The organism is Burkholderia sp. MSMB1826 (genome assembly GCF_001526325.1).
Classification (GTDB): domain Bacteria; phylum Pseudomonadota; class Gammaproteobacteria; order Burkholderiales; family Burkholderiaceae; genus Burkholderia.
This window is the reverse complement of sequence record NZ_LOYN01000055.1, coordinates 81,901-103,032: the sequence shown is the minus strand read 5'-3', so window position 1 is coordinate 103,032 and position 21,132 is coordinate 81,901. Positions and strand designations below refer to the sequence as shown.

The window sequence follows — 21,132 nt, the reverse complement described above, 5'->3', positions numbered from 1 at the left end:
ACGAGCGAGCATGCGCTCGACTCAGAAGAAGCGCGTCGGCCGGCGCAGGCTGGCCGGCTGGTGGCGCGCGACGCGTGCGGCGCCCGACTGCACGTGGGTGCGGCGGGTCGTCGCGCGCTTGTACCAGACAGGCGTCGCCGCCTGCTTGATGCGCCAGTTGCGACGCTTCGGCGCAAGCGCGGCCGAACTGCCGCCACGCCACGACGGCGCCGCGGGCGTGTCGCTACCGTACGTGCCGGCATCGACCGAGCCTTCGTTGACACCGCCGACCGCGGAATGCCACGTGTCGTTCAGCGCCTTCTCGTGCTCGCGCAGGTTGTCGTGAATCGTCGTCTCGACATTGCGCGCGGCCGATTCGAAATCGGTCTTCATCGTCCGCAGCGCGTCGAGTTCGATTTCGCGCGAGACCTCGGCCTTCACGTCGTTGATGTACCGCTGCGCGCGGCCGAACAGCGCGCCTGCCGTACGCGCGACGCGCGGCAGGCGCTCGGGGCCGAGCACCACGAGCGCGACGACGCCGATCAGCGCCATCTTCGAAAGACCGAGATCCAGCATCGCGAATGCCTGTCAGCGTGCCGGCGTTACGCCTTGTTCGAATCGGAACGCGTCGTTTCCTTCGCGTTGACGTCGACCGTGCCCGAACGCGGCAATTGCTGCGCGTCCGCCGGCGTTTCGCCTTCCTTCATGCCGTCCTTGAAACCCTTCACGGCGCTGCCGAGGTCGTTGCCGATGTTGCGCAGCTTCTTCGTACCGAAAACCAGCGCGACGATCAGCAGCACGATCAGCCAGTGCCAAATGCTCAATCCACCCATGATGAAACCTCTCCTCAACCACGCCGCGATGCGGCGCAAATCGCCGGCGACGCGCCGGCTTCGACTATCGGATGCGGGGAAACGCCCCGCGTCGTCAACCCATCCGTTGCCACGGGCGCGGGCCGGCCAGGATATGCGCGTGCAGGTGGTAGACCTCCTGCCCGCCGCCCGGGCCCGTGTTGATCACCGTGCGAAAACCGGTTTCGCCGCCCGTATACGCGACCCCGAGCTGGTCGGCCAGACGCGCGACGAGCAGCATCAGCCGGCCGAGCATCGGCGCATCGGCGTCGCTCACCGCCGACAGCGTCGGCACGTGCCGGCGCGGAATCACGAGCACGTGCGTCTCGGCCGCCGGGCGGATGTCGCGGAACGCGACGAATTCGTCGTCCTCGTGCACCTTCGTGCTCGGGATCTCGCCTGCCGCGATCTTGCAGAACAGGCAATTCGGATCGTGACTCATGTTGCTCCTGCAAACGCCCGCGCGCGGCCGGTCAGAACCACGCCTGCGGATCGAGCGTCTTGTTGTCGTTCAGGTACAGCCAACCCTTGATGATACGGTACAGCGTCCAAATCCATGTGACAAACATCACGACGAATCCGACCGCGACGAACAGCAGCGCGATCCCGATCGCGTAAGCGATCAGCGCGCGCCAGAACGTGCGGATCTGCCACTCGAAGTGATCGGCGTACGGCGTGCCGGCCACGTCGCCGCGCTTCACGTAGTTGATGATGATCGCGACGATGCCGGTGACACCGCCCGTCAGCCAGTGAATCGCATAGAGGCCGTACAGCACGTGGGTCAGCGTGCGCAGCCCGTTCAGGCGTTCGGCATCGGCTGCTCCCGGCACCGCCGGCGTCGGAAACTGGTTCGACGTTTCGTTCATGATGCTACCCCCGTCAGATGACAATTCTTACAGCTTACCGCACTGTTGCCACCGCGGCGGGGCCTGTGCGTCACCCGCCGTTTTCCTCGCGCTCGCGGCGCTTGCGCAGCGCTTTTTCCTCGATGCCCGACAAGCCTTCGCGGCGCTCGAGTTCGGCGATCACGTCGGCCGGGCTCAGGTCGAAATGCGACAGCATCACGAGGCAGTGGAACCACAGGTCGGCCACCTCGCCGACGAGCGCGCTCGGCGCGCCGCCCTGGCGCACGTCCTTCGCGGCCAGCACGACTTCCGTCGCCTCTTCGCCGATCTTCTTCAGCACCGCGTCGTCGCCCTTGTGGAACAGGCGCGACACGTACGATTGATCGGGATCGCCGCCCTTGCGGCTATCGATCACGGCCGCGAGGCGCAGCAGCGTGTCTTCGGTCGATTGCGTCATTTGTAGATGTGTTCGGGGTCTTTCAGCACCGGCTCGACCGCGACCCAGTCGCCGCCGTCCACGGTGCCTTCGAATTTCTGGAAGAAGCACGAATGCCGGCCGGTGTGGCACGCGATGCCCGACACCTGCTCGACCTTCAGCAGCACGACGTCCTCGTCGCAGTCGAGCCGCACCTCGTGCACGTGCTGCACGTGGCCCGACTCCTCGCCCTTGAACCACAGGCGCTTGCGCGACCGCGAATAATAGACCGCGCGCTGCGTCTCGATCGTCTTCGCGAGCGCCTCGCGATTCATCCACGCGAACATCAGCACGTCGTTCGTCGACGCTTCCTGCGCGATCACCGGCACGAGGCCGTTGTCGTCCCAGCGGACTTTGTCGAGCCACGCGGGCAGGGATTTCGTTTCGGTATTCATCACAGCCTCACCGGGATGCCCTGGTCGGACATGAAACGCTTCGCCTCGCCGACCGTGTGCTCGCCGTAGTGGAAGATGCTCGCGGCCAGCACCGCGTCGGCGCGACCGTCCTTGATGCCGTCCGCGAGATCCTGCAGGCAGCCGACGCCGCCCGACGCGATCACCGGCACCGGCACCGCGTCCGACACGCCGCGCGTGAGCGCGAGGTCGAAGCCCGACTTCGTGCCGTCGCGGTCCATGCTCGTGAGCAGGATCTCGCCCGCGCCGAGCTCGGCCATCTTGCGCGCCCATTCGATCGCGTCGAGGCCCGTGTTCTTGCGGCCGCCGTGCGTGAACACTTCCCAGCGCGGCGTCTCGCCGTCCGCCGATACGCGCTTCGCGTCGATCGCGACGACGATGCACTGCGAGCCGTACTTGTCGGCCGCGTCGCGCACGAGCTGCGGATTCGCGACCGCCGACGAATTCATGCTGACCTTGTCCGCACCCGCGTTCAGCAGGCGCCGTACGTCCTCGACGGCACGCACGCCGCCGCCGACGGTCAGCGGAATGAACACCTGCGACGCAACGGCTTCGATGATCGGCAGGATCAGGTCGCGCTGGTCGGACGTCGCGGTGATGTCGAGGAAAGTCAGTTCGTCGGCACCCTGCTCGTCGTAGCGGCGGGCGATTTCGACGGGGTCGCCGGCGTCGCGCAGCTCGACGAAATTGACGCCCTTGACGACACGCCCGGCAGTCACGTCCAGGCAGGGGATGATGCGTTTAGCTAGAGCCATGATGTTGCGCCAAATGCCGCGCTGGGACGGCCGGTTGCGGAAGCCTCGCGCGAGGCTTCCGGTCGGGGCTGCTCGCGGGCAGCCCCGGCGAACGCGACGACCGCGGTTACGCGTTGTCGAGTTCGCCGTTCAGTTCGTCCGCGCGCTTTTGCGCGGCCGCGAAATCGAGATCGCCGGAGTAGATCGCACGGCCGCAGATCACGCCTTCGACGCCGTGCTCTTCCACTTCGCACAGGCTCTCGATGTCCGTGAGGTTCGACAGGCCGCCGCTCGCGATCACCGGGATGCCGACCGCCTGCGCGAGCTTCACGGTCGCGTCGATGTTGATGCCCTGCAGCATCCCGTCGCGGCCGATGTCCGTGTAGACGATCGATTCGACGCCGTAGTCCTCGAACTTCTTCGCGAGATCGATCACTTCGTGGCCGGTCAGCTTGCTCCAGCCGTCGGTCGCGACCTTGCCGTCCTTCGCGTCCAGCCCGACGATGATGTTGCCCGCGAACGCGGTGCATGCGTCCTGCAGAAAGCCCGGATTCTTCACGGCGGCCGTGCCGATGATCACATAGGACAGGCCGGCGTCGAGATACTTCTCGATCGTCTCGAGGCTGCGGATGCCGCCGCCGAGCTGCACCGGGATTTCGTCGCCGACTTCGTCGAGGATCGCTTCGATCGCCTCGAGATTCTTCGGCTTGCCGGCGAATGCGCCGTTCAGGTCGACGAGATGGAGCCGCCGGGCGCCGAGATCGACCCACTTGCGGGCCATCGCCGCCGGGTCCTCGGAGAAAATCGTGGCCTGGTCCATATCGCCCTGTTTGAGGCGCACACACTGACCGTCTTTGAGGTCGATGGCCGGAATCAGCAACATAGCAATCGGGTGTCGTCGTGGAAAATGAAAAGAATCCGGCGCGTACCGGCCAAACCGGTGCCGCGCCGTCTCGCTAGTTTAGTACAACTCTATCGGCGCTTAAGCGGGCAAGCCCCGCGCGACAGGCCGTTCGGCCGGATCGACTGTGGCTCGCGCACCACGTTTACGGTTTCCAGTGTACGAAGTTGCGATACAGACGCAACCCGACCTCCGCGCTTTTCTCGGGGTGGAATTGGGTCGCGAAGAGATTGTCCCGCGCGACCGCGGACGTAAACGGCGCGCCGTAGGCCGTTTCGCCGACCGTGTGCGCCGGGTTGTCCGGCGTCACGTAATAGCTGTGCACGAAGTAGAAATACGCGTCGTCGGGCACGCCGTCCCACAGCGGGTGCGGCTGCGCCTGGCGCACGCGGTTCCAGCCCATCTGCGGCACCTTGAAGCGCGAGCCGTCGTCCTGCAGCCGGCCGTCGAGCTCGAAGCGCACGACCTTGCCGGGCAGCAGCCCGAGGCCCTTCGTGTCGCCTTCCGCGCTCCAGTCGAACAGCATCTGCTCGCCGACGCACACGCCGAGCAGCGGCTTCGTGCGCGACGCTTCGATCACCGCTTCCTGCAGCCCCGATTCGCCGAGGCAGCGCATGCAGTCCGGCATCGCGCCCTGGCCGGGCAGCACGACGCGGTCGGCCGCGCGAATCGCGGCCGGCGTGTCGACGATCGCCACGTCGGCGGCCGGTTCGGCCTTCTTGAGCGCCTGCGCGACCGAGCGCAGGTTGCCCATCCCATAATCCACAATCGCAATCGAAGTTTTCATCTCAGTGCAGGCAGTAGCGCCCTCAGTCCATTGACGATGAATTCCACCGCCAGCGCCGACAGCATCAGACCCATCAGCCGCGTGGCGATGTTGATGCCGGTGCGGCCGATCCAGTTCGCGATCGGCTCGGCGAGCCGCATCGCGACGAAACACAGAAAAGCCAGGGCCGCGCCGATCGCGACCAGCCCGGCCCGCTCATACCAGTGATGCGCGCTCGCCGCATAGACGATCACCGTGCTGATCGAGCCGGGGCCCGTGAGCAGCGGAATCGCCAGCGGCACGACCGCGATGTTGTCCTTCAGCTCGGCTTCGTCGCGCTCCTCGGGCGTCGATCGCGTGTTGCCGATCTGCGCGTTGAGCATGTTGATCGCCATCAGCAGCATGATGATCCCGCCGCCGACTTCGAGCGACCCGACCGAAATGCCGAAGAAGTGGATGATCTGCTGCCCGAGCAGCGCGGTCACCGTCATCACGCAGAACACCGACACCGACGCGATCCGGATCGTGCGCCGCCGCTCGGCTTCCGTCTGCTGCGCCGTCAGGCTCAGGAAGAACGGCACCGCGCCGACCGGATTGATCAGCGCGAGCAGCGAAATGAACGATTTGAGCAGATCCATCGCAAGCCGGCGCCGCGCGCCGAAGCCGTGAGGTTGTCCCGAGCGCAGTCCGTTCGGACGTTCAGAGGCTTCCTTTCGTCGACGGAATCTGCCCCGCCGCGCGCTCGTCGAGCTCCACCGCCGCGCGCAGCGCGCGGCCGAAGGCCTTGAACACCGTCTCGAGCTGATGGTGCGCGTTGATCCCGCGCAGGTTGTCGATGTGCAGCGTGACGCCCGCGTGGTTCACGAAGCCGCGGAAGAACTCGATCGACAGGTCGACGTCGAACGTGCCGATCCGTGCGCGCGTGAACGGCACGTGGAATTCGAGGCCGGGCCGGCCCGAGAAGTCGATCACGACGCGCGACAGCGCCTCGTCGAGCGGCACGTACGAATGGCCGTAGCGGCGGATGCCCTTGCGATCGCCGATCGCCTTCGCGACGGCCTGGCCAAGCGTGATGCCGACGTCCTCGACCGTGTGGTGATCGTCGATATGCGTGTCGCCATGCGCTTCGACCTCGAGATCGACCAGACCGTGTCGCGCGATCTGGTCGAGCATATGGTCGAGAAACGGCACGCCGGTGGCCAGCTTCTGCCGGCCGGTGCCGTCGAGATCGAGCTTCACACGGATCTGCGTTTCGCTGGTATTGCGAACGACTTCCGCCACACGCATGGCAATTCCTTGATCGAGTCTGATGTAAATGGGGATTGATCGTCGCGCGCCGCCGCGCCCTGGGCTCAACCGGGCAGCGCGAGTTTCAAGGCGGCCAGCAGGCGGGCGTTTTCGTCGGGAGAACCGACGGTCAGCCGCACGCATTCGGCCAGTAATGGATGCATTTTACTCACGTTTTTGACCAGCACCCGCTCGGTGAGCAGCGCATCGAACACGGCAGCCGCGTCCGGCACGCGCACCAGCAGGAAATTGCCGGCGCTCGGGAACACCGTCGCGCCCGGCAGCGCGGCCACCGCCTGCGCGAGGCGCGCGCGCTCCGCACGCAATTGCGCCGCCTGCGCATCGAGCACGTCGAGGTGATCGAGCAGGAAATCGGCGGTCGCCTGGGTCAGCACGTTGATGTTGTACGGCGGGCGCACCTTGTCGAATTCGTTCAGCCACGCGGGCGAACCGACGAGATAGCCGAGGCGGATACCCGCGAGGCCGAGCTTCGACACCGTGCGCATCACGACGACGTTGTCGAACTCGGCGGCACGCGGCAGCCACGAGCGCTCCGCGAACGGCTGGTACGCCTCGTCGATCACGATCAGGCTGTGCCGCGCGGCCGCGACGATCCGCTCGACGTCGGCATCGTCGTACAGCGTGCCGGTGGGGTTGTTCGGATACGCGAGATAGACGATCGCCGGCCGGTGCTCCTCGATCGCCGCAAGCATCGCGTCGACGTCGAGCGTCAGGTCGGCCTTCAGCGGCACGCCGACGAATTCGAGCTGCGCGAGCTTCGCCGAAAGCTCGTACATCACGAAGCCCGGCACCGGCGCGAGCACCTTCGCGCCCGGCCGCGCGCACGCGACCGCGATCATGCTGATGATTTCGTCGGAACCGTTGCCGAGCAGCACGTCGCAACCGGCCGGCACGCGCATCGCGTGGCGCAGCTTGTCGAGCAGCGCGGCCGGGCGCGGCGCCGGGTAGCGGTTCAGCGCGACCTGCGCGAGCCGCTCGCCAAGCGCCGCGGCGAGCGGCGCCGGCAGCGGATACGGGTTCTCCATCGCGTCGAGCTTCACGAATCCGCTCGCGTCGGGAACCGGGTAGCTCGTCATCGCGAGCACGTCGCGGCGAATGATGTCTTGTGGCGTCGTCATGGTCTCAAGCCGGCGTGCGTCGCGCCGGCGTCAAATGGTCGGCAAGGCGGCGGCTGCCGCCCTGCACTCGTCTCCTGCGTCGATCCGGGGCCGCCGGTGTCGGCGCCTGCGCGCCCGCCCGGCCCCGCGCACCATGCGCGGTCAGCCCTTCATCCGGAACTCTGCGCTCCTCGCATGCGCCTGCAGCCCTTCGCCGTACGCAAGCTCGGACGCGATCTCGCCGAGCGTCTGCGCGCCTTCCGCGCTGACCTCGATCAGGCTCGAGCGCTTGATGAAGTCGTACACGCCGAGCGGCGACGAGAAGCGCGCGGTGCGCGACGTCGGCAGCACGTGGTTCGGCCCCGCGCAGTAGTCGCCGAGGCTTTCGCTCGTATAGCGGCCGAGGAAGATCGCGCCCGCATGGCGGATCTGCTGGCCCCATTGCTGCGGCTCCAGCGCCGAGATCTCGAGGTGTTCCGGCGCGATGTCGTTCGCGATCCGGCACGCCTCGGCCATGTCGCGCACCTTGATCAGCGCGCCGCGCCCCTCGAGCGACGCACGGATCACGTCCTGGCGCGGCATGGTCGGCAGCAGCTCGTCGATCGCCTTCTCGACGCGATCGAGGAACGCACCGTCCGGGCACAGCAGGATCGACTGCGCGAGTTCGTCGTGCTCGGCCTGCGAGAACAGGTCCATCGCGACCCAATTCGGATCGGTCGTGCCGTCGCACAGCACGAGGATTTCCGACGGCCCGGCGATCATGTCGATGCCGACCGTGCCGAATACGCGGCGCTTCGCCGACGCGACGTACGCGTTGCCGGGGCCGCAGATCTTGTCGACGGCCGGCACCGTCGCCGTGCCGTACGCGAGCGCACCGACCGCCTGCGCGCCGCCGATCGTGAACACGCGATCGACGCCGCCGAGCAGCGCCGCGGCGAGCACGAGGTCGTTCTTCACGCCGTCCGGCGTCGGCACGACCATCACGATCTCGCCGACCCCCGCGACGCGCGCGGGAATCGCGTTCATCAGCACCGACGACGGATACGCGGCCTTGCCGCCCGGCACGTACAGGCCGACGCGGTCGAGCGGCGTGACCTTCTGGCCGAGCACCGTGCCGTCGCTTTCCGTGTACTGCCAGCTATGCGTGCCGCACTCGATCTTCTGCTTCTCGTGGTACGCGCGCACCCGCGCCGCGGCGGCTTCCAGCGCCGCGCGCGCCTTCGGCGCGAGGCCGTCGAGCGCCGTCTGCAGCGCGTCCTGCGGCAGTTCGAGCGCGGCGACGCTGTCCGCGCTCAGCCGGTCGAAGCGGTTCGTGTACTCGAGCACCGCGGCGTCGCCGCGCGACTTCACGTCGGCGAGGATCTGCGCGACCGATTGCTCGATCGCTTCGTCTTCGCTCGCCTCGAACGCGAGCACGGCGCGCAGCGCGGCGCCGAAGTCTTCGTTCGTCGAATCGAGCTTGCGGATGGTGATGGACATGGGAGTTCCGTTACGGTGATGCGCTCAACCGCCATTCTGCGACGCGCGTTCGAACGCGTCGAGGATCGGCTTGAGCGCCGCGCGCTTCAGCTTCAGCGCGGCCTGGTTCACGACGAGGCGCGACGAGATCGCCATGATCTCCTCGACCTCGACCAGATTGTTCGCCTTCAGCGTGCCGCCCGAGCTGACGAGGTCGACGATCGCATCGGCCAGCCCGACCAGCGGCGCCAGCTCCATCGAGCCGTACAGCTTGATCAGATCGACGTGCACGCCCTTCGCGGCAAAGTGTTCGCGCGCCGTTTCGACGTATTTGGTCGCGACCCGCAGGCGCGCGCCCTGGCGCACCGCGTTCGCGTAGTCGAAACCGGCCGGCACGGCCACCGACATCCGGCAGCGCGCAATGTTCAGATCGATCGGCTGGTACAGGCCCGAGCCGCCGTGCTCGACCAGCACGTCCTTGCCGGCCACGCCGAAATCGGCCGCGCCGTATTCGACGTAGGTCGGCACGTCGCTCGCGCGCACGATGATCACGCGCAGGTTCGGATCGGTCGTCGGCAGGATCAGCTTGCGCGACGTTTCCGGATCCTCGGCCACCTGCACGCCGGCGGCGGCCAGCAACGGCAGGGTTTCCTCGAAAATCCGGCCCTTCGACAGGGCGAGGGTCAGCGGCGCGGTCATGCTTGGCTCCCGGAGAGGCGGCGCACGTTCGCGCCGACGGCGGTCAGTTTGGTTTCCATGCGGTCGTAGCCGCGGTCCAGGTGATAGATGCGGTCGACGAGCGTTTCGCCGTCGGCGCGCAGCCCGGCGATCACGAGGCTCGCCGACGCACGCAGGTCGGTCGCCATCACGTTCGCGCCCGACAGCTTCTCGACACCCGTCACGAGCGCCGTGTTGCCGTCGATCGTGATGTTCGCGCCGAGCCGGTTCAGCTCCTGCACATGCATGAAGCGGTTCTCGAAAATGGTTTCGACGACCTGCGCGGTGCCCGTCGCGACCGTATTGAGGGCCATGAACTGCGCCTGCATGTCGGTCGGGAACGCCGGGTATTCCGACGTGCGGATCGTCACCGCCGACGGGCGGCGGTCCATCTTCACGCGCAGCCAGCTGTCGCCTTCCTCGATCGACACGCCCGCTTCGCGCAGCTTGTCGATCACTGCGTCGAGGATGTGCGGGCGCACGCCCGTCAGCGTCACGTCGCCGCCGGCCGCCGCGACCGCGCACAGAAACGTGCCGGCCTCGATGCGGTCGGGGATCACCGAATGGCGCGCGCCGTGCAGCCGCTCGACGCCCTGGATCATGAGGCGGTCGGTGCCGATGCCGTCGATTTTCGCGCCCATCGCGACCAGCAAGTGTGCGAGATCGCTCACTTCCGGCTCGCGCGCGGCGTTTTCGATCACCGTCTCGCCGTCGGCGAGCGTCGCGGCCATCAGCAGGTTTTCGGTCCCCGTCACCGTGATCATGTCAGTGACGATGCGCGCGCCCTTCAGGCGCTTCGCGCGCGCTTCGATGAAGCCGTGCTCGATGCTGATCTCGGCGCCCATCGCCTGCAGGCCCTTGATGTGCTGGTCGACCGGCCGCGCGCCGATCGCGCAGCCGCCCGGCAGCGACACCTTCGCCTCGCCGAAGCGCGCGAGCAGCGGCCCGAGCACGAGGATCGACGCGCGCATCGTCTTCACGAGTTCGTACGGCGCGACGAGGTTGTCGACGCGCGACGCGTCGAGCTGCACGCGGCAGCCGTCGGTCTCGCTCTTCACGCCCATCTGGTTCAGCACCTTCAGCGTGGTGCGCACGTCCTTCAGGTTCGGCACGTTGTCGAGCTCGACCGGCTCGGCGCTGAGCAGCCCCGCGCACAGGATCGGCAACGCGGCGTTCTTCGCGCCCGACACGACGATCTCGCCGGACAGGCGACGACCGCCTTCGATCACGAGCCTGTCCATCCCCTGTCCCTGCGATTCCCCGTTGGCGGCCGGGTGTGCCGTGGCGACGCTCTGGACGGCGTCGCGCTCGTTGACGGTGACTTGCACTCAGTGATTTCCGTTTATGCGTTCTGCCATTCGGCGGGCGTCAGCGTCTTCATGCTGAGCGCGTGAATTTCCTGCTTCATGCGATCGCCGAGCGCCGCATAGACGAGCTGGTGCCGCTGGATCGGCCGCTTGCCTTCGAAGGCCGCCGACACGATCGTCGCGAAGAAATGCTGGCCGTCGCCTTCGACTTCCAGATGCGTGCAGGCGAGACCGCCGGCGATGTATTGCTTGACCTGTTCGGGAGTCGGCAACATGGTGTAAGGCTCCTGTCGGCGCGCGCCGCCCAAGGGCGGCCGCGGCCTGTCGATATCAATGACGCAGTTTGTAGCCGGTCGCGAGCAGCCGCATCGCGATCAGCGCGAGCAGCACGAAGAAACCGGTGACGATCGCGAGGCTTGCGAACGGGTTGATGTCGGACGCGCCGAAGAACCCGAAACGGAAGCCGTCGATCATGTAGAAAAACGGGTTGAGACGCGACACTTCACGCCACACGGGCGGCAGCGAGTGCGTCGAATAGAACACGCCGGACAGAAACGTCAGCGGCATGATCAGGAAGTTCTGGAACGCGGCGAGCTGGTCGAACTTCTCGGCCCAGATCCCGGCGATCAGGCCGAGCGTGCCGAGGATCGCCGAGCCGAGCAGCGCGAACGCAATGATGAACAGCGGCGCCGCGAAGTGCATCGGGATAAACCAGATCGTCACGACGAACACGCCCGCGCCGACCGCGAGCCCGCGCACGACGGACGCGAGCACGTACGCGCCGAAGATGTCGCGATACGACAGCGGCGGCAGCAGCATGAACACGAGGTTGCCGGTGATCTTCGACTGGATCAGCGACGACGAGCTGTTCGCGAACGCGTTCTGCAGCACGCTCATCATCACGAGGCCCGGCACGAGAAAGCTCACGTATTCGACACCGGGATAGACCTCGACGCGGCCCGACAGCGCATGGCCGAAGATCGTCAGATACAGCAGCGCGGTGACGATCGGCGCGAGCACCGTCTGGAACGACACCTTCCAGAAACGCAGCAGTTCCTTGTAGAACAGCGTGCGGAACCCGCTTCCCGGCACGCGCCGGGCCGTCCCCTCGGACGACAGCGAACGCAGTTCGCGTGGGGAGTGTTGATTCATGCCAGACCCTCGATCACCTCGGCCCCGTTCATCACCTGGACGAACACGTCCTCGAGGTCGGCCTTGCGGACCTCGATCTCGTCGAACGTGCAGCCCGCCGCGCGGCATTGCGCGAGGATGCGTTCGACCTCGTCGTAACTCGCGAGGCGCAGCAGGTGCTCGCCCGGCGCGCGCGCGGCCGGGTCGGTTTCCAGTCCGCGCAGCTCGGCCGGCAGCGCGCCCGTCGCGAACCGCAGGTACAGCTGCAGGCCCGCGAAGCGGCGCAGCAGCGCATCGGTGCGGTCGAGCGCGACGACTTCGCCGCGACGCAACATCGCGATGCGGTCGCACAGCGACTCGGCTTCCTCGAGGTAATGGGTGGTCAGCACGATCGTGTGACCCTCGCGATTCAGGCGCGAGATGAATTTCCACAGCGTCTGGCGCAATTCGACGTCGACGCCGGCGGTCGGCTCGTCGAGCACGATCACGGGCGGCCGGTGCACGAGCGCCTGCGCGACGAGCACGCGGCGCTTCATCCCGCCCGACAGCGCGCGCATGTTCGCGTCGGCTTTCTCGGTGAGATCGAGATTGGCCATCACTTCATCGATCCAGTCGTCGTTGCGGCGCAGCCCGAAATAGCCGGACTGGATCCGCAGCGTCTCGCGAACGGTGAAGAACGGGTCGAAAACGAGCTCCTGCGGAACGACGCCGAGTGCGCGGCGCGCGCTGCGGAAGTCCTGGACGACGTCGTGACCGAGCACCGAGATACTGCCTTCGTCGGCCCGGGCGAGCCCGGCGAGGATGCTGATGAGCGTGGTCTTGCCTGCGCCGTTGGGACCGAGCAGACCGAAAAACTCGCCTTCCTCGACCGACAGGCTGACGCCCTTGAGCGCCTGAAGCGACTTGTAGCGCTTCTTGACGTGACGGATTTCTATGGCTGACATGACTGTGCGCGACGCCAGGGCCGCGACGCCTATTCTGTGCTTGCTGCGAAAGAAAATGGGGGCCGGACGCCGATTGGCTGCCCCGCAAAACGCTTGATTATAGGGCAAACCGGCTGGGGGAGCCGGCGCCGGCGGCGCGCGGCCTGAAGCGTGCGCGCGCCGGCTGGCGCGGCAGGCTTCGGTCGGACAGGGTCAATGTCGCCCGGTGCCGTCGATGAGCGCGTCGACGCCGTAGGCGCGCGCGAGGCTGGCGAGCTTCGGAGGGAGATTGAGGATGTCGAGGGTTGCGCCGCGCGCTTTGGCGGCACGTTGCCATGCGAGCAGCACGGCGAGCGCGGACGAGTCGAACTGCGTCAGCGCCGCGCAATCGACGGCGGTCGCGCCGGCGCCGATGCGCGCAAGACCGTCCGCGAGCGCGGACTTCGCGCTCGCGACGGTCAGCGAGGAACCGGCTGCGAAGCCGCTCACGACGCTTGCTTGCCCGCGGCAAGTTCCTGGTTGCGCTGCGACAGGAACTTGATCAGGCCGTCCACGCCGCTTTGCTGGATCTTCTCGTTGAACTGTTGCTGGTACGTCTGGATCAGCCATGCGCCGAGCACGTTCAGGTCATACACCTTCCAGCCGTTCGCCGTCTTGTACAGGCGATAGTCGATCTGGACCGGCTGGCCGTTGTTCATCGCGACCGTCTTGACCACGACGTCGGTATCGGCCGGATCGGCGCGGAACGGCGGGTACTGGATCTGCTGGTCCGGCTTCAGTTGGGCGAGCGCACCCGAATACGTGCGGATCAGCAGCAGCTTGAACTGCTCCTGAACCTGCTGCTGCTGCTCGGCCGTCGCCGTGCGCCAGTTGCGGCCCATCGCCAGCTGCGTGGTGCGGCGGAAATCGGTGTACGGCAGGATGTCCTTGTTGACGATCGTGATGATGCGGTTGGTGTCGCCCTGCTTGATCGTCTGCTGCTTGACTTCGTCGAGCACCTGCTGCGTCGCCGTCTTGATCAGCGCCTGCGGGTTCGACTGGTCGACTTGCGCGTGAGCTGCGCTGCCGAACGAGAACAGCGCCGCGAAAACGGGGATCAGGAACAGTTTTTTCATCATAGTGGCCTGCATGAATGAGTCGATGCGAAGGTTGGAGCAGGTAGCTTACGCGCAAGTTCGCATACGCTACCGACTGAATCGTTTCCGGCTGTAACGAATGTAAATCCGTCAGTGCAGCCGGATGCTCGGGAACCGGAACCCGCCCGGCGACGGCGGCGCCACCTGCATGGCCGGCACGTTCGTTTCGCTCGCCGGGTTGGGTGCTTCGGCCGCACCCGACGCCGGCGCAGCAACCGCCGCGCCCGATGCGCCCGCCGGCGCGGCGCCGCCCACCGCGGCCGCGCCCGCCGTACCGGCCGCGCCGGCTGCCGCCGGCGCCGCACCGTCGTCCGGCAGGTCGTACTTCGGCAGCGCGTCGTTGCTCGACGTCGTGGCGGCTTCGCCGCGCGCGTTGTTGATCAGCATCTGGCGACGCTGCAGGTACGCATTGCGTACGAACGAATACTTGTCGAGCGCCGCGGCATCGAGCACGTCGCCCGCGCCCAGCAGGTTCGCACGCGTGTTGACCAGGTTCACGCCGAACAGGCCCCAGCTCAGGCCGTCCGGTTTCACGTAGGTGAGCGGGTTGCCGACGTAGTCGACGCCCAGGCCGGCCGTGTCGCGCAGCGTGCTCGGGCCGAGCAGCGGCAGCACGAGGTACGGCCCCGACGGCATGCCGTAGCGGCCCATCGTGATCCCGAAGTCGGCCGTGTGCTTCGGCAGCTTCGCGATCGTCGCGACATCGAACAGGCCGCCGACGCCGAACACCGTGTTGATCACGACGCGCATGATGTCGCCGACGCCGTCCGCGATCCGCAGCTGCACGATGTTGTTCGCCGCGATGTAGACGTCGCCGATGTTCGAGAAGAAGTTCGTCACGCTGTCGCGCACCGGCTGCGGCACCACGTACTGGTAGCCCTTCGCGACCGGCTTCAGCGCGTACGTATCGACCGTGTCGTTGAACTTGTACATCGTCCGGTTGAAGCCTTCGAGCGGATCGCCCTTGGTCGGCGTCTGCACGGTCGCGCAGCCGCTCAACGCGGCGACTGCCGCTACCGCCAGCGCGGCGTGCCTGATGCGGATCGTGTGCATGTCATTACCCTCTTGTTTTCTCTCGTGTGGTTATTGGCCGGCCGAACCGGACACCGCCGACGCCGGCACCGCCACCGGCGCCGGCGCGGCGGGCGCGGCGGGAGCGGCCGGAGCGGCCGGAGCAGCCGATGCGCCGGCTGCCGGCTTCGCACCGCCCGCGTCGGCTGCCTTGCTGTACAGGAACTGGCCGATCAGGTTCTCGAGCACGATCGCCGACTGCGTCATCGTGATCGTGTCGCCGGCCTTCAGCATTTCGGTGTCGCCGCCCGGATCGAGACCGATATATTGCTCGCCGAGCAGGCCCGACGTCAGGATCTTCGCCGACGAATCCTTCGGAAACTGGTACTGGCCGTCGATGTCGATCGTGACGAGCGCCTGGTAGGTGTTCGTGTCGAAGCCGATCGACTTCACGCGGCCGACCACGACGCCGGCGCTCTTCACGGCCGCGCGCGGCTTCAACCCGCCGATATTGTCGAATTTCATCCTCACCGAGTAGGTCGGCTGAAACGACAGCGAGCTCATGTTGCCGACCTTCAGCGCCAGGAACAGCACCGCAAGGAAGCCCACCACCACGAACAGGCCGACCCAGAAGTCGAGAGCAGTCTTTTTCATCGTCATCCCAAAATTTGGCTTGGCTGAGGCTTAGCTGAACATCAGCGCGGTCAGCAGGAAATCGAGGCCGAGTACGGCGAGCGACGCGAACACGACCGTCTTGGTGGTCGCGCGCGACACGCCTTCGGGCGTGGGCTTCGCTTCATACCCCTGAAACAGTGCAATGAAGGTCACGGCGAAGCCGAACACGATGCTTTTCAGCACGCCGTTGCCGACGTCGGCCCAGACCTGGACGCCGCCCTGCATCTGCGACCAGAACGCGCCCGGATCGACGCCGATCAGCACGACGCCGACGAAGTAGCCGCCGAGCACGCCGACCGCGTTGAAGATCGCGGCGAGCAGCGGCATCGCGATGATGCCCGCCCACATGCGCGGCGCGATCACGTTCTTGATCGGGTCGACGGCCATCATCTCGAGCGCGGTGAGCTGCTCGCCGGCCTTCATCAGGCCGATCTCGGCCGTGAGCGACGTGCCCGCGCGGCCCGCGAACAGCAGCGCGGTGACGACGGGCCCGAGCTCGCGCACGAGCGACAGCGCGACCAGCAGGCCAAGCGCCTGCTCGGACCCGTAGCGGTTCAGCGTGTAATACCCCTGCAGGCCGAGCACGAAGCCGACGAACAGCCCCGACACGGCGATGATCACGAACGAATAGTTGCCGAGGAAGTGGATCTGCTTCGTGACCAGCCGCGGCCGACGCAGCAGCGGGAAGAATTCCAGCACGAGGCGCACGAACAGGCGCGTGCCGTAGCCCGCCCGCTCGAGGCCGCCGATGACGTAACGTCCGATCGCGCTGATCATGCGCGCCCTCCGCCGAGCCCGAAATCCGCCGCCAGCGGCGGGCTCGTGTAGTGAAATTTGAACGGGCCGTCCGGCGCGCCGTCGATGAATTGCCGCACGCTCGGATCGGTCGACGCGCGCAGCTCGTCGGGCGTGCCCTGCGCGAGCACGCCGCCATTGGCCAGAAAATACACGTAGTCGGCGATCGCGAACGATTCCGGCACGTCGTGCGTGACGAGGATCGACGTCGCGCCGAGCGCCTGGTTCAGCGTGCGGATCAGGTTGGCGGTGATGCCGAGCGAGATCGGATCGAGGCCTGCGAACGGCTCGTCGTACATGATGAGCTGCGGATCGAGCGCGATCGCGCGCGCCAGCGCGATGCGGCGCGCCATCCCGCCCGACACCTCGGACGGCATCAGGTCGCGCGCGCCGCGCAGCCCGACCGCGTTCAGCTTCATCAGCACCAGATCGCGGATCAGGTCTTCGGGCAGGTCGGTATGCTCGCGCAGCGCGAACGCGACGTTCTCGAACACCGACATGTCGGTGAACAGCGCGCCGAACTGGAACAGCATGCCCATCTTGCGGCGCAGCGCATACAGGCCGTCGCGCGTTTGCGCGCCGACGTCGGCGCCGTCGAACAGCACCTGGCCGCGGCGCGCACGCACGAGGCCGCCGATCAGGCGCAGCACGGTGGTCTTGCCGCAACCCGAGCCGCCCATGACCGCGACGACCTGCCCACGCCCGAAGCGCAGGTTCAGGTTGGACAGGACGAGGCGATCGCCGTAGCCGAAGTCGACGTCGCGAAGTTCCAGCAGGGTCTCGGTAGGAGTGGGGCTCACGGAGCTGACAGTCCTTTTACGCAGAACGCCGAATTATAGGGCCTGCATTGGAATGATGTCGTGACGCCGTTCCGGACCCCGCGGTCAATGATTGTCAAATTGTCCGGCAAAGCACTGCTGCAGTGCAATAAGCGCCGTCCGATAGTCGGCCGCGCCCGTAACCGCGCTGACCACGGCGACGCTGCCGACGCCCGTCGCCAGCACGGCCGGCAGCGTGTCGATCCCGACCCCGCCGATCGCGACGAGCGGCGCCCGCGCGCCCGCGAGGCGCGCGTAGCGGGCGATACGCGCGAGACCCTGCGGCGGCGCGGCGACCGCCTTGGTCGCGGTCGCGTACACGGGGCCGAGCGCGAGGTAGCTCGGCCGCTCGTGCAGTGCCCGCAATATCTCGTAGTAACCGTGGCTCGAAAGTCCGAGCCGCAGGCCCGCGCGCGCGATCGCGGCCAGATCGGCCGTTTCGAGGTCCTCCTGGCCGAGATGTACACCGTACGCCCCCTCTTCTACGGCGATCTGCCAGTGATCGTTGATGAACACGCGCGCATCGGGATAACGGCGCCCCGCAGCGACCGCTCGCGCGATTTCGCGGCGCAGCGCGTCCGGCGTCGCGTCTTTCACGCGCAATTGCACGGTTCGCGCGCCGCCGTCGAGCACGCGCTCGACCCATTCGGCGCTCGGCACGACCGGATAGAGGCCGAGCTGCGCGGGGCACGCCGCGAACGCGGGCGCCGGCGCCGGCGGCAGCCCGGCGACGCGCGGGAATTGCGCGGCATCGACCGGCCACGCGTCGACGGCGCGCGTCTCGTCGCCGTCGCGCCACGCCAGCGCGAGCACCAGCGCGTCGACCGGCGCGAAGCCGCAATCGAGGAACGCGGCGAGCGCCGCGATCCAGTCGTCCGCGAGCGGATGCGCGGCGTCGAGCGCGTAGCGCACGCCGGCCGCATGCAGCACGGCGCCCCGCTCGTCGAATTCGACCGCCACCGCCGCCGGCGACGCCGGCCGCGACACGGCCGACGCACGCGCCTGCGCGGCGCGATCGCCGGCCGACACGATCAGCACGTCGCCGTCGGCCGGCACGTCGGGCGCCGCCACGCAGAGCCGCCACGGCGCCGTGCCGTCCGGCCAGTCGCCGAGCCGCGCGCGAATCCGCTCGGCCGCTTCGGCCAGTTCGTCGGCCGGCGGCCAGAACGCATCGGCGAAGCGCGCGCTCATGCGCCGCCCCCGTCCTGGTGCCAGAACGGCATCCCGACGACCGGCGTGCTCGCGTGCGCGGTTTCGCGCGCGTCCATCGGACCGGCGAGATACGCGGCGCGGCCGGCCTCGACGCCCTGCGCAAACGCGCGCGCCATGATCTCCGGGTGCGTGGCCTGCGAGACGGCCGTATTCAGCAGCACGCCGTCGAAACCCCACTCCATCACTTGGCACGCGTGCGACGGCACGCCGAGCCCCGCGTCGACGATCAGCGGCACGTCCGGCAGCCGCTCGCGCAGCACGCGCAGGCCGTACGGATTCACGACGCCCTTGCCGGTGCCGATCGGCGCGCCCCACGGCATCAGCGCCTCGCAGCCGACGTCGAGCAGGCGCCGGCCGATCACGAGATCCTCGGTGCAGTACGGCAGCACCTTGAAGCCGTCCTTGATCAGTTGCGCGGCGGCTTCGATCAGTCCGACCGGGTCGGGTTGCAGCGTGTAGTCGTCGCCGATCAGTTCGAGCTTGATCCAGTCGGTGTCGAATACCTCGCGCGCCATGTGCGCGGTCGTCACGGCTTCGGCGACGGTCTGGCACCCGGCCGTGTTCGGCAGCAGCGGCACCGCGTGGCGCTTGAGCAGGTCGAAGAAGCCGGCTTCGGCCGTGCCGCCCGTCATCTGGCGGCGCAGCGCGACCGTCACCATCCCGGGGCGCGACGCGGCGATCGAATCGGACAGCGACTGCAGCGACGGATAGCGCGACGTGCCGAGCAGCACGCGGCTGGCGAAAGTGGCGCCGTATAGCGTGAGCGCGTCGGCGGAGGTGTGGGACGTCATGTCGTTTTCCTGGAAGAGCGGGGCGAAACGGCGGCGCTCAGCCGCCTGCGACGGGGTGCACGACGTCGAGCCTGTCGCCCGCCGCGAGTGCGCGCGCCGCATGCTGCGTGCGCGCGACGAAGTTGCCGTTCAGCGCCACCGCGTACGGCGGACGCGCGCCGTACGCGGCAAGCGCGTCGGCCACCGTCGCGCCGTCGGGCAACGTCAGGGTCTGTTGATTGATCTGGATATCCATGAGGCTGGGTCGGATTCGGTCGGCGGCGCGCGTCAGGCCGGCTGGCGCGCGTCGTTGCGGTGATGGAGCAGCGTCGGCCAGCGTGCGGCGTCGCGCCATGCGGCGAACGCGTCGGCATCGCCGAGCGAGCCGCCGAGCGCGGCCTGCGCGAATGCGACGGCCGCCTGCGCGACTTCCGGCGCGATCATGAAGCCGTGCCGGTACAGGCCGTTGACGGCGAGCGTCGATGCGCCGTCCCAGATCAGCGCCGGGCGATGATCGGGCAGCGTCGGCCGGCACTGCGCGTTGAGTTCGAGAATGCGTGCCTCGCCGAACGCCGGATGCACGGAAAACGCCGCGCTCAGCAGTTCGAGCGCCGAGCGCACGCTGACGGGCGACATGTCCTCGCCCTCCACCTCGGTCGCGCCGATCACGTAGAGATCGTCCTGCTTCGGCGCGATGTACAGCGGGTAACGCGGATGCAGCAACCGCACGGGCCGCGCGAGCCCGATGCCCGGCGCATGCACGCGCGCGACTTCGCCGCGGATGCCGCGCAGCGCGGGCAGCGCGGATTTCGCGCCGAGCCCGCGGCAATCGATCGTGACATGCGCGGCAGGCCGGTTCGCGTCGTCGACCGACGCGTGCCAGTGCAGCGCGACGCCGCGCTCGGCGAGGCCCGCGGCGAGCGCGCGCAGCGCCTGGCGGTTGTCGAGCTGCCCTTCGCGCGGCAGCATCAGCCCGCGCGCGAAGCGGCCCGCGAGCGCGGGTTCGGCCGCGTCGACCTGCGCGCCGGCGAGCGTCATGAAGCCGCCGTCGAACAGCTCGGCCGGCGCGTTCGCGCGGACGCGCCGCTCGAACAGCGGCGCCTCCGCGCGGTCCGCGTGATGCCAGACGACGAGCGTGCCGCGATGCTGGAAAAAGACGGGTTCGGGCAGTTCCGCGAGCCACTGCGGCCAGCGCGCGAGCGATGCGACGCCGAGCTCGGTGATCAGCCGTTCCGCGCTCGCCGCTTCCGCGAGCGGCGCGAGCATCGCGGCCGCGATCCACGCGGCCGACTGCTCGCCGTCCGGGCCGCCGCGCTCGTAGAGCGCGACGCGATGCCCGTCGCCCGCGAGCCGCCACGCGATCAGGCGGCCGACGAGGCCGCCGCCGAGCACCGCGAAATCGGGCCGTGCATCGCGGACGTTCATCGCGCGCCCTCCGCGCGGCCACGCGCGACGGACGCCGACGCGCACGCGCCGCCGCATGCGAACGCACGCGACATCGGGCCGGGAACCATGCAAAAGACTGAGGATTGTGCGGTCATCATTCCTTCCGTAACGCGCAATGCGCGTACCCAAAGGACGAAACCGGCAGCAAAGGCCGGCCGGGCGGGACTCGGGCGCTGACCATGTGGGATGGCGGCCAGCGCGGCCCGGCGGGATCAGAAACTTCCCTCGCCGGTATTACCCGGATCGGGTGCGAAGGGTCTTTCTCAGCCTCGCCGCGCTGCCCGGAACATCTGCCGGCCGCGCCACGAAGCACCCCTGTTTCGTCGTCGGTCATTAGACCATAAAAGCGGAAAGCGCCGCAAAC

Annotated in this window: 28 protein-coding genes and 1 riboswitch; all 28 genes read right to left on the bottom strand. The window is 67.9% G+C overall.

Annotated elements, in window-relative coordinates; genetic code table 11:
* Window positions 1–21: 21 nt before the first annotated feature.
* Window positions 22–555 (bottom strand): Sec-independent protein translocase protein TatB, encoded by a 534-nt coding sequence (gene tatB, locus WS95_RS29640; RefSeq protein ID WP_059780300.1) that lies wholly within the window; start codon window positions 553–555, stop codon window positions 22–24.
* Between the two features lie 26 nt (window positions 556–581).
* Window positions 582–812 carry a Sec-independent protein translocase subunit TatA gene (gene tatA, locus WS95_RS29635; protein WP_034209780.1) on the bottom strand — a complete coding sequence of 77 codons (231 nt, stop codon included), beginning with the start codon at window positions 810–812 and terminating at the stop codon, window positions 582–584.
* A 94-nt stretch (window positions 813–906) separates the two neighbouring features.
* The gene (locus tag WS95_RS29630) at window positions 907–1,272 is read right to left on the bottom strand and encodes a histidine triad nucleotide-binding protein (RefSeq protein WP_059827586.1); all 366 of its coding nucleotides are present in this window, start codon (window positions 1,270–1,272) and stop codon (window positions 907–909) included.
* Window positions 1,273–1,303: 31 nt separating this feature from the next.
* A complete protein-coding gene (locus WS95_RS29625; RefSeq protein WP_034209778.1) occupies window positions 1,304–1,696 on the bottom strand; it encodes a DUF4870 family protein in 393 nt (130 codons plus the stop codon).
* 70 nt (window positions 1,697–1,766) lie between these two features.
* Window positions 1,767–2,132 (bottom strand): phosphoribosyl-ATP diphosphatase, encoded by a 366-nt coding sequence (locus tag WS95_RS29620; protein ID WP_011546603.1) that lies wholly within the window; start codon window positions 2,130–2,132, stop codon window positions 1,767–1,769.
* Entirely contained in the window at window positions 2,129–2,545 is a 417-nt protein-coding gene (hisI, locus tag WS95_RS29615; RefSeq protein ID WP_011546604.1) for a phosphoribosyl-AMP cyclohydrolase, read from the bottom strand. The genes WS95_RS29620 and hisI overlap by 4 nt, the downstream gene beginning before the upstream one ends.
* Window positions 2,545–3,318, bottom strand: a complete 774-nt coding sequence (hisF, locus tag WS95_RS29610; RefSeq protein ID WP_059499735.1) for an imidazole glycerol phosphate synthase subunit HisF — start codon at window positions 3,316–3,318, stop codon at window positions 2,545–2,547. Before hisF ends, hisI begins: the two co-directional genes overlap by 1 nt.
* 106 nt (window positions 3,319–3,424) lie before the next feature.
* Window positions 3,425–4,180, bottom strand: a complete 756-nt coding sequence (gene hisA, locus WS95_RS29605; protein ID WP_059827584.1) for a 1-(5-phosphoribosyl)-5-[(5-phosphoribosylamino)methylideneamino]imidazole-4-carboxamide isomerase — start codon at window positions 4,178–4,180, stop codon at window positions 3,425–3,427.
* Between the two features lie 163 nt (window positions 4,181–4,343).
* The gene (gene hisH / locus WS95_RS29600; protein ID WP_027783354.1) at window positions 4,344–4,985 is read right to left on the bottom strand and encodes an imidazole glycerol phosphate synthase subunit HisH; all 642 of its coding nucleotides are present in this window, start codon (window positions 4,983–4,985) and stop codon (window positions 4,344–4,346) included.
* Window positions 4,982–5,602 carry a YchE family NAAT transporter gene (locus WS95_RS29595; RefSeq protein WP_034209776.1) on the bottom strand — a complete coding sequence of 207 codons (621 nt, stop codon included), beginning with the start codon at window positions 5,600–5,602 and terminating at the stop codon, window positions 4,982–4,984. Before WS95_RS29595 ends, hisH begins: the two co-directional genes overlap by 4 nt.
* Before the next feature lie 61 nt (window positions 5,603–5,663).
* A complete protein-coding gene (gene hisB / locus WS95_RS29590) occupies window positions 5,664–6,251 on the bottom strand; it encodes an imidazoleglycerol-phosphate dehydratase HisB (RefSeq protein WP_011546606.1) in 588 nt (195 codons plus the stop codon).
* Window positions 6,252–6,316: 65 nt separating this feature from the next.
* On the bottom strand, window positions 6,317–7,390 hold the full coding sequence (gene hisC / locus WS95_RS29585) for a histidinol-phosphate transaminase (protein WP_034209775.1): 1,074 nt from the start codon (window positions 7,388–7,390) through the stop codon (window positions 6,317–6,319).
* 141 nt (window positions 7,391–7,531) lie between these two features.
* Complete coding sequence (hisD, locus tag WS95_RS29580) at window positions 7,532–8,848, bottom strand: histidinol dehydrogenase (protein WP_034209774.1); 1,317 nt, start codon at window positions 8,846–8,848, stop codon at window positions 7,532–7,534.
* A gap of 24 nt (window positions 8,849–8,872) precedes the next feature.
* Window positions 8,873–9,526: an ATP phosphoribosyltransferase gene (hisG, locus tag WS95_RS29575; RefSeq protein WP_006477129.1), complete on the bottom strand. Its 654-nt coding sequence runs from the start codon at window positions 9,524–9,526 to the stop codon at window positions 8,873–8,875.
* Complete coding sequence (gene murA, locus WS95_RS29570) at window positions 9,523–10,872, bottom strand: UDP-N-acetylglucosamine 1-carboxyvinyltransferase (RefSeq protein ID WP_059827582.1); 1,350 nt, start codon at window positions 10,870–10,872, stop codon at window positions 9,523–9,525. The genes hisG and murA overlap by 4 nt, the downstream gene beginning before the upstream one ends.
* A gap of 14 nt (window positions 10,873–10,886) precedes the next feature.
* Complete coding sequence (locus WS95_RS29565; RefSeq protein ID WP_006477131.1) at window positions 10,887–11,126, bottom strand: BolA family protein; 240 nt, start codon at window positions 11,124–11,126, stop codon at window positions 10,887–10,889.
* A 55-nt stretch (window positions 11,127–11,181) separates the two neighbouring features.
* Window positions 11,182–12,003 carry an ABC transporter permease gene (locus WS95_RS29560; protein ID WP_230624984.1) on the bottom strand — a complete coding sequence of 274 codons (822 nt, stop codon included), beginning with the start codon at window positions 12,001–12,003 and terminating at the stop codon, window positions 11,182–11,184.
* Window positions 12,000–12,926 carry an ABC transporter ATP-binding protein gene (locus WS95_RS29555; protein WP_034209771.1) on the bottom strand — a complete coding sequence of 309 codons (927 nt, stop codon included), beginning with the start codon at window positions 12,924–12,926 and terminating at the stop codon, window positions 12,000–12,002. The genes WS95_RS29560 and WS95_RS29555 overlap by 4 nt, the downstream gene beginning before the upstream one ends.
* Window positions 12,927–13,118: 192 nt before the next feature.
* Entirely contained in the window at window positions 13,119–13,394 is a 276-nt protein-coding gene (locus WS95_RS29550) for an STAS domain-containing protein (protein WP_034209770.1), read from the bottom strand.
* Window positions 13,391–14,020, bottom strand: a complete 630-nt coding sequence (locus WS95_RS29545) for an MlaC/ttg2D family ABC transporter substrate-binding protein (protein ID WP_034209874.1) — start codon at window positions 14,018–14,020, stop codon at window positions 13,391–13,393. The genes WS95_RS29550 and WS95_RS29545 overlap by 4 nt, the downstream gene beginning before the upstream one ends.
* Before the next feature lie 111 nt (window positions 14,021–14,131).
* Window positions 14,132–15,094, bottom strand: a complete 963-nt coding sequence (locus WS95_RS29540) for an MlaA family lipoprotein (protein WP_034209769.1) — start codon at window positions 15,092–15,094, stop codon at window positions 14,132–14,134.
* Between the two features lie 30 nt (window positions 15,095–15,124).
* Window positions 15,125–15,712, bottom strand: a complete 588-nt coding sequence (gene mlaD, locus WS95_RS29535) for an outer membrane lipid asymmetry maintenance protein MlaD (RefSeq protein WP_059827580.1) — start codon at window positions 15,710–15,712, stop codon at window positions 15,125–15,127.
* 24 nt (window positions 15,713–15,736) lie between these two features.
* Window positions 15,737–16,504, bottom strand: a complete 768-nt coding sequence (gene mlaE / locus WS95_RS29530; RefSeq protein WP_034209767.1) for a lipid asymmetry maintenance ABC transporter permease subunit MlaE — start codon at window positions 16,502–16,504, stop codon at window positions 15,737–15,739.
* Entirely contained in the window at window positions 16,501–17,322 is an 822-nt protein-coding gene (locus WS95_RS29525; RefSeq protein WP_006477138.1) for an ABC transporter ATP-binding protein, read from the bottom strand. Before WS95_RS29525 ends, mlaE begins: the two co-directional genes overlap by 4 nt.
* An 84-nt stretch (window positions 17,323–17,406) precedes the next feature.
* Window positions 17,407–18,531 carry a thiamine phosphate synthase gene (thiE, locus tag WS95_RS34365; RefSeq protein WP_082747028.1) on the bottom strand — a complete coding sequence of 375 codons (1,125 nt, stop codon included), beginning with the start codon at window positions 18,529–18,531 and terminating at the stop codon, window positions 17,407–17,409.
* A complete protein-coding gene (locus WS95_RS29515; protein ID WP_059499745.1) occupies window positions 18,528–19,343 on the bottom strand; it encodes a thiazole synthase in 816 nt (271 codons plus the stop codon). Before WS95_RS29515 ends, thiE begins: the two co-directional genes overlap by 4 nt.
* Before the next feature lie 37 nt (window positions 19,344–19,380).
* Window positions 19,381–19,578 (bottom strand): sulfur carrier protein ThiS, encoded by a 198-nt coding sequence (thiS, locus tag WS95_RS29510; RefSeq protein ID WP_006488534.1) that lies wholly within the window; start codon window positions 19,576–19,578, stop codon window positions 19,381–19,383.
* A 32-nt stretch (window positions 19,579–19,610) separates the two neighbouring features.
* Entirely contained in the window at window positions 19,611–20,747 is a 1,137-nt protein-coding gene (locus WS95_RS29505) for an FAD-dependent oxidoreductase (RefSeq protein ID WP_059827648.1), read from the bottom strand.
* Between the two features lie 224 nt (window positions 20,748–20,971).
* A riboswitch (TPP riboswitch) is annotated at window positions 20,972–21,095 on the bottom strand.
* Between the last annotated feature and the right edge of the window lie 37 nt (window positions 21,096–21,132).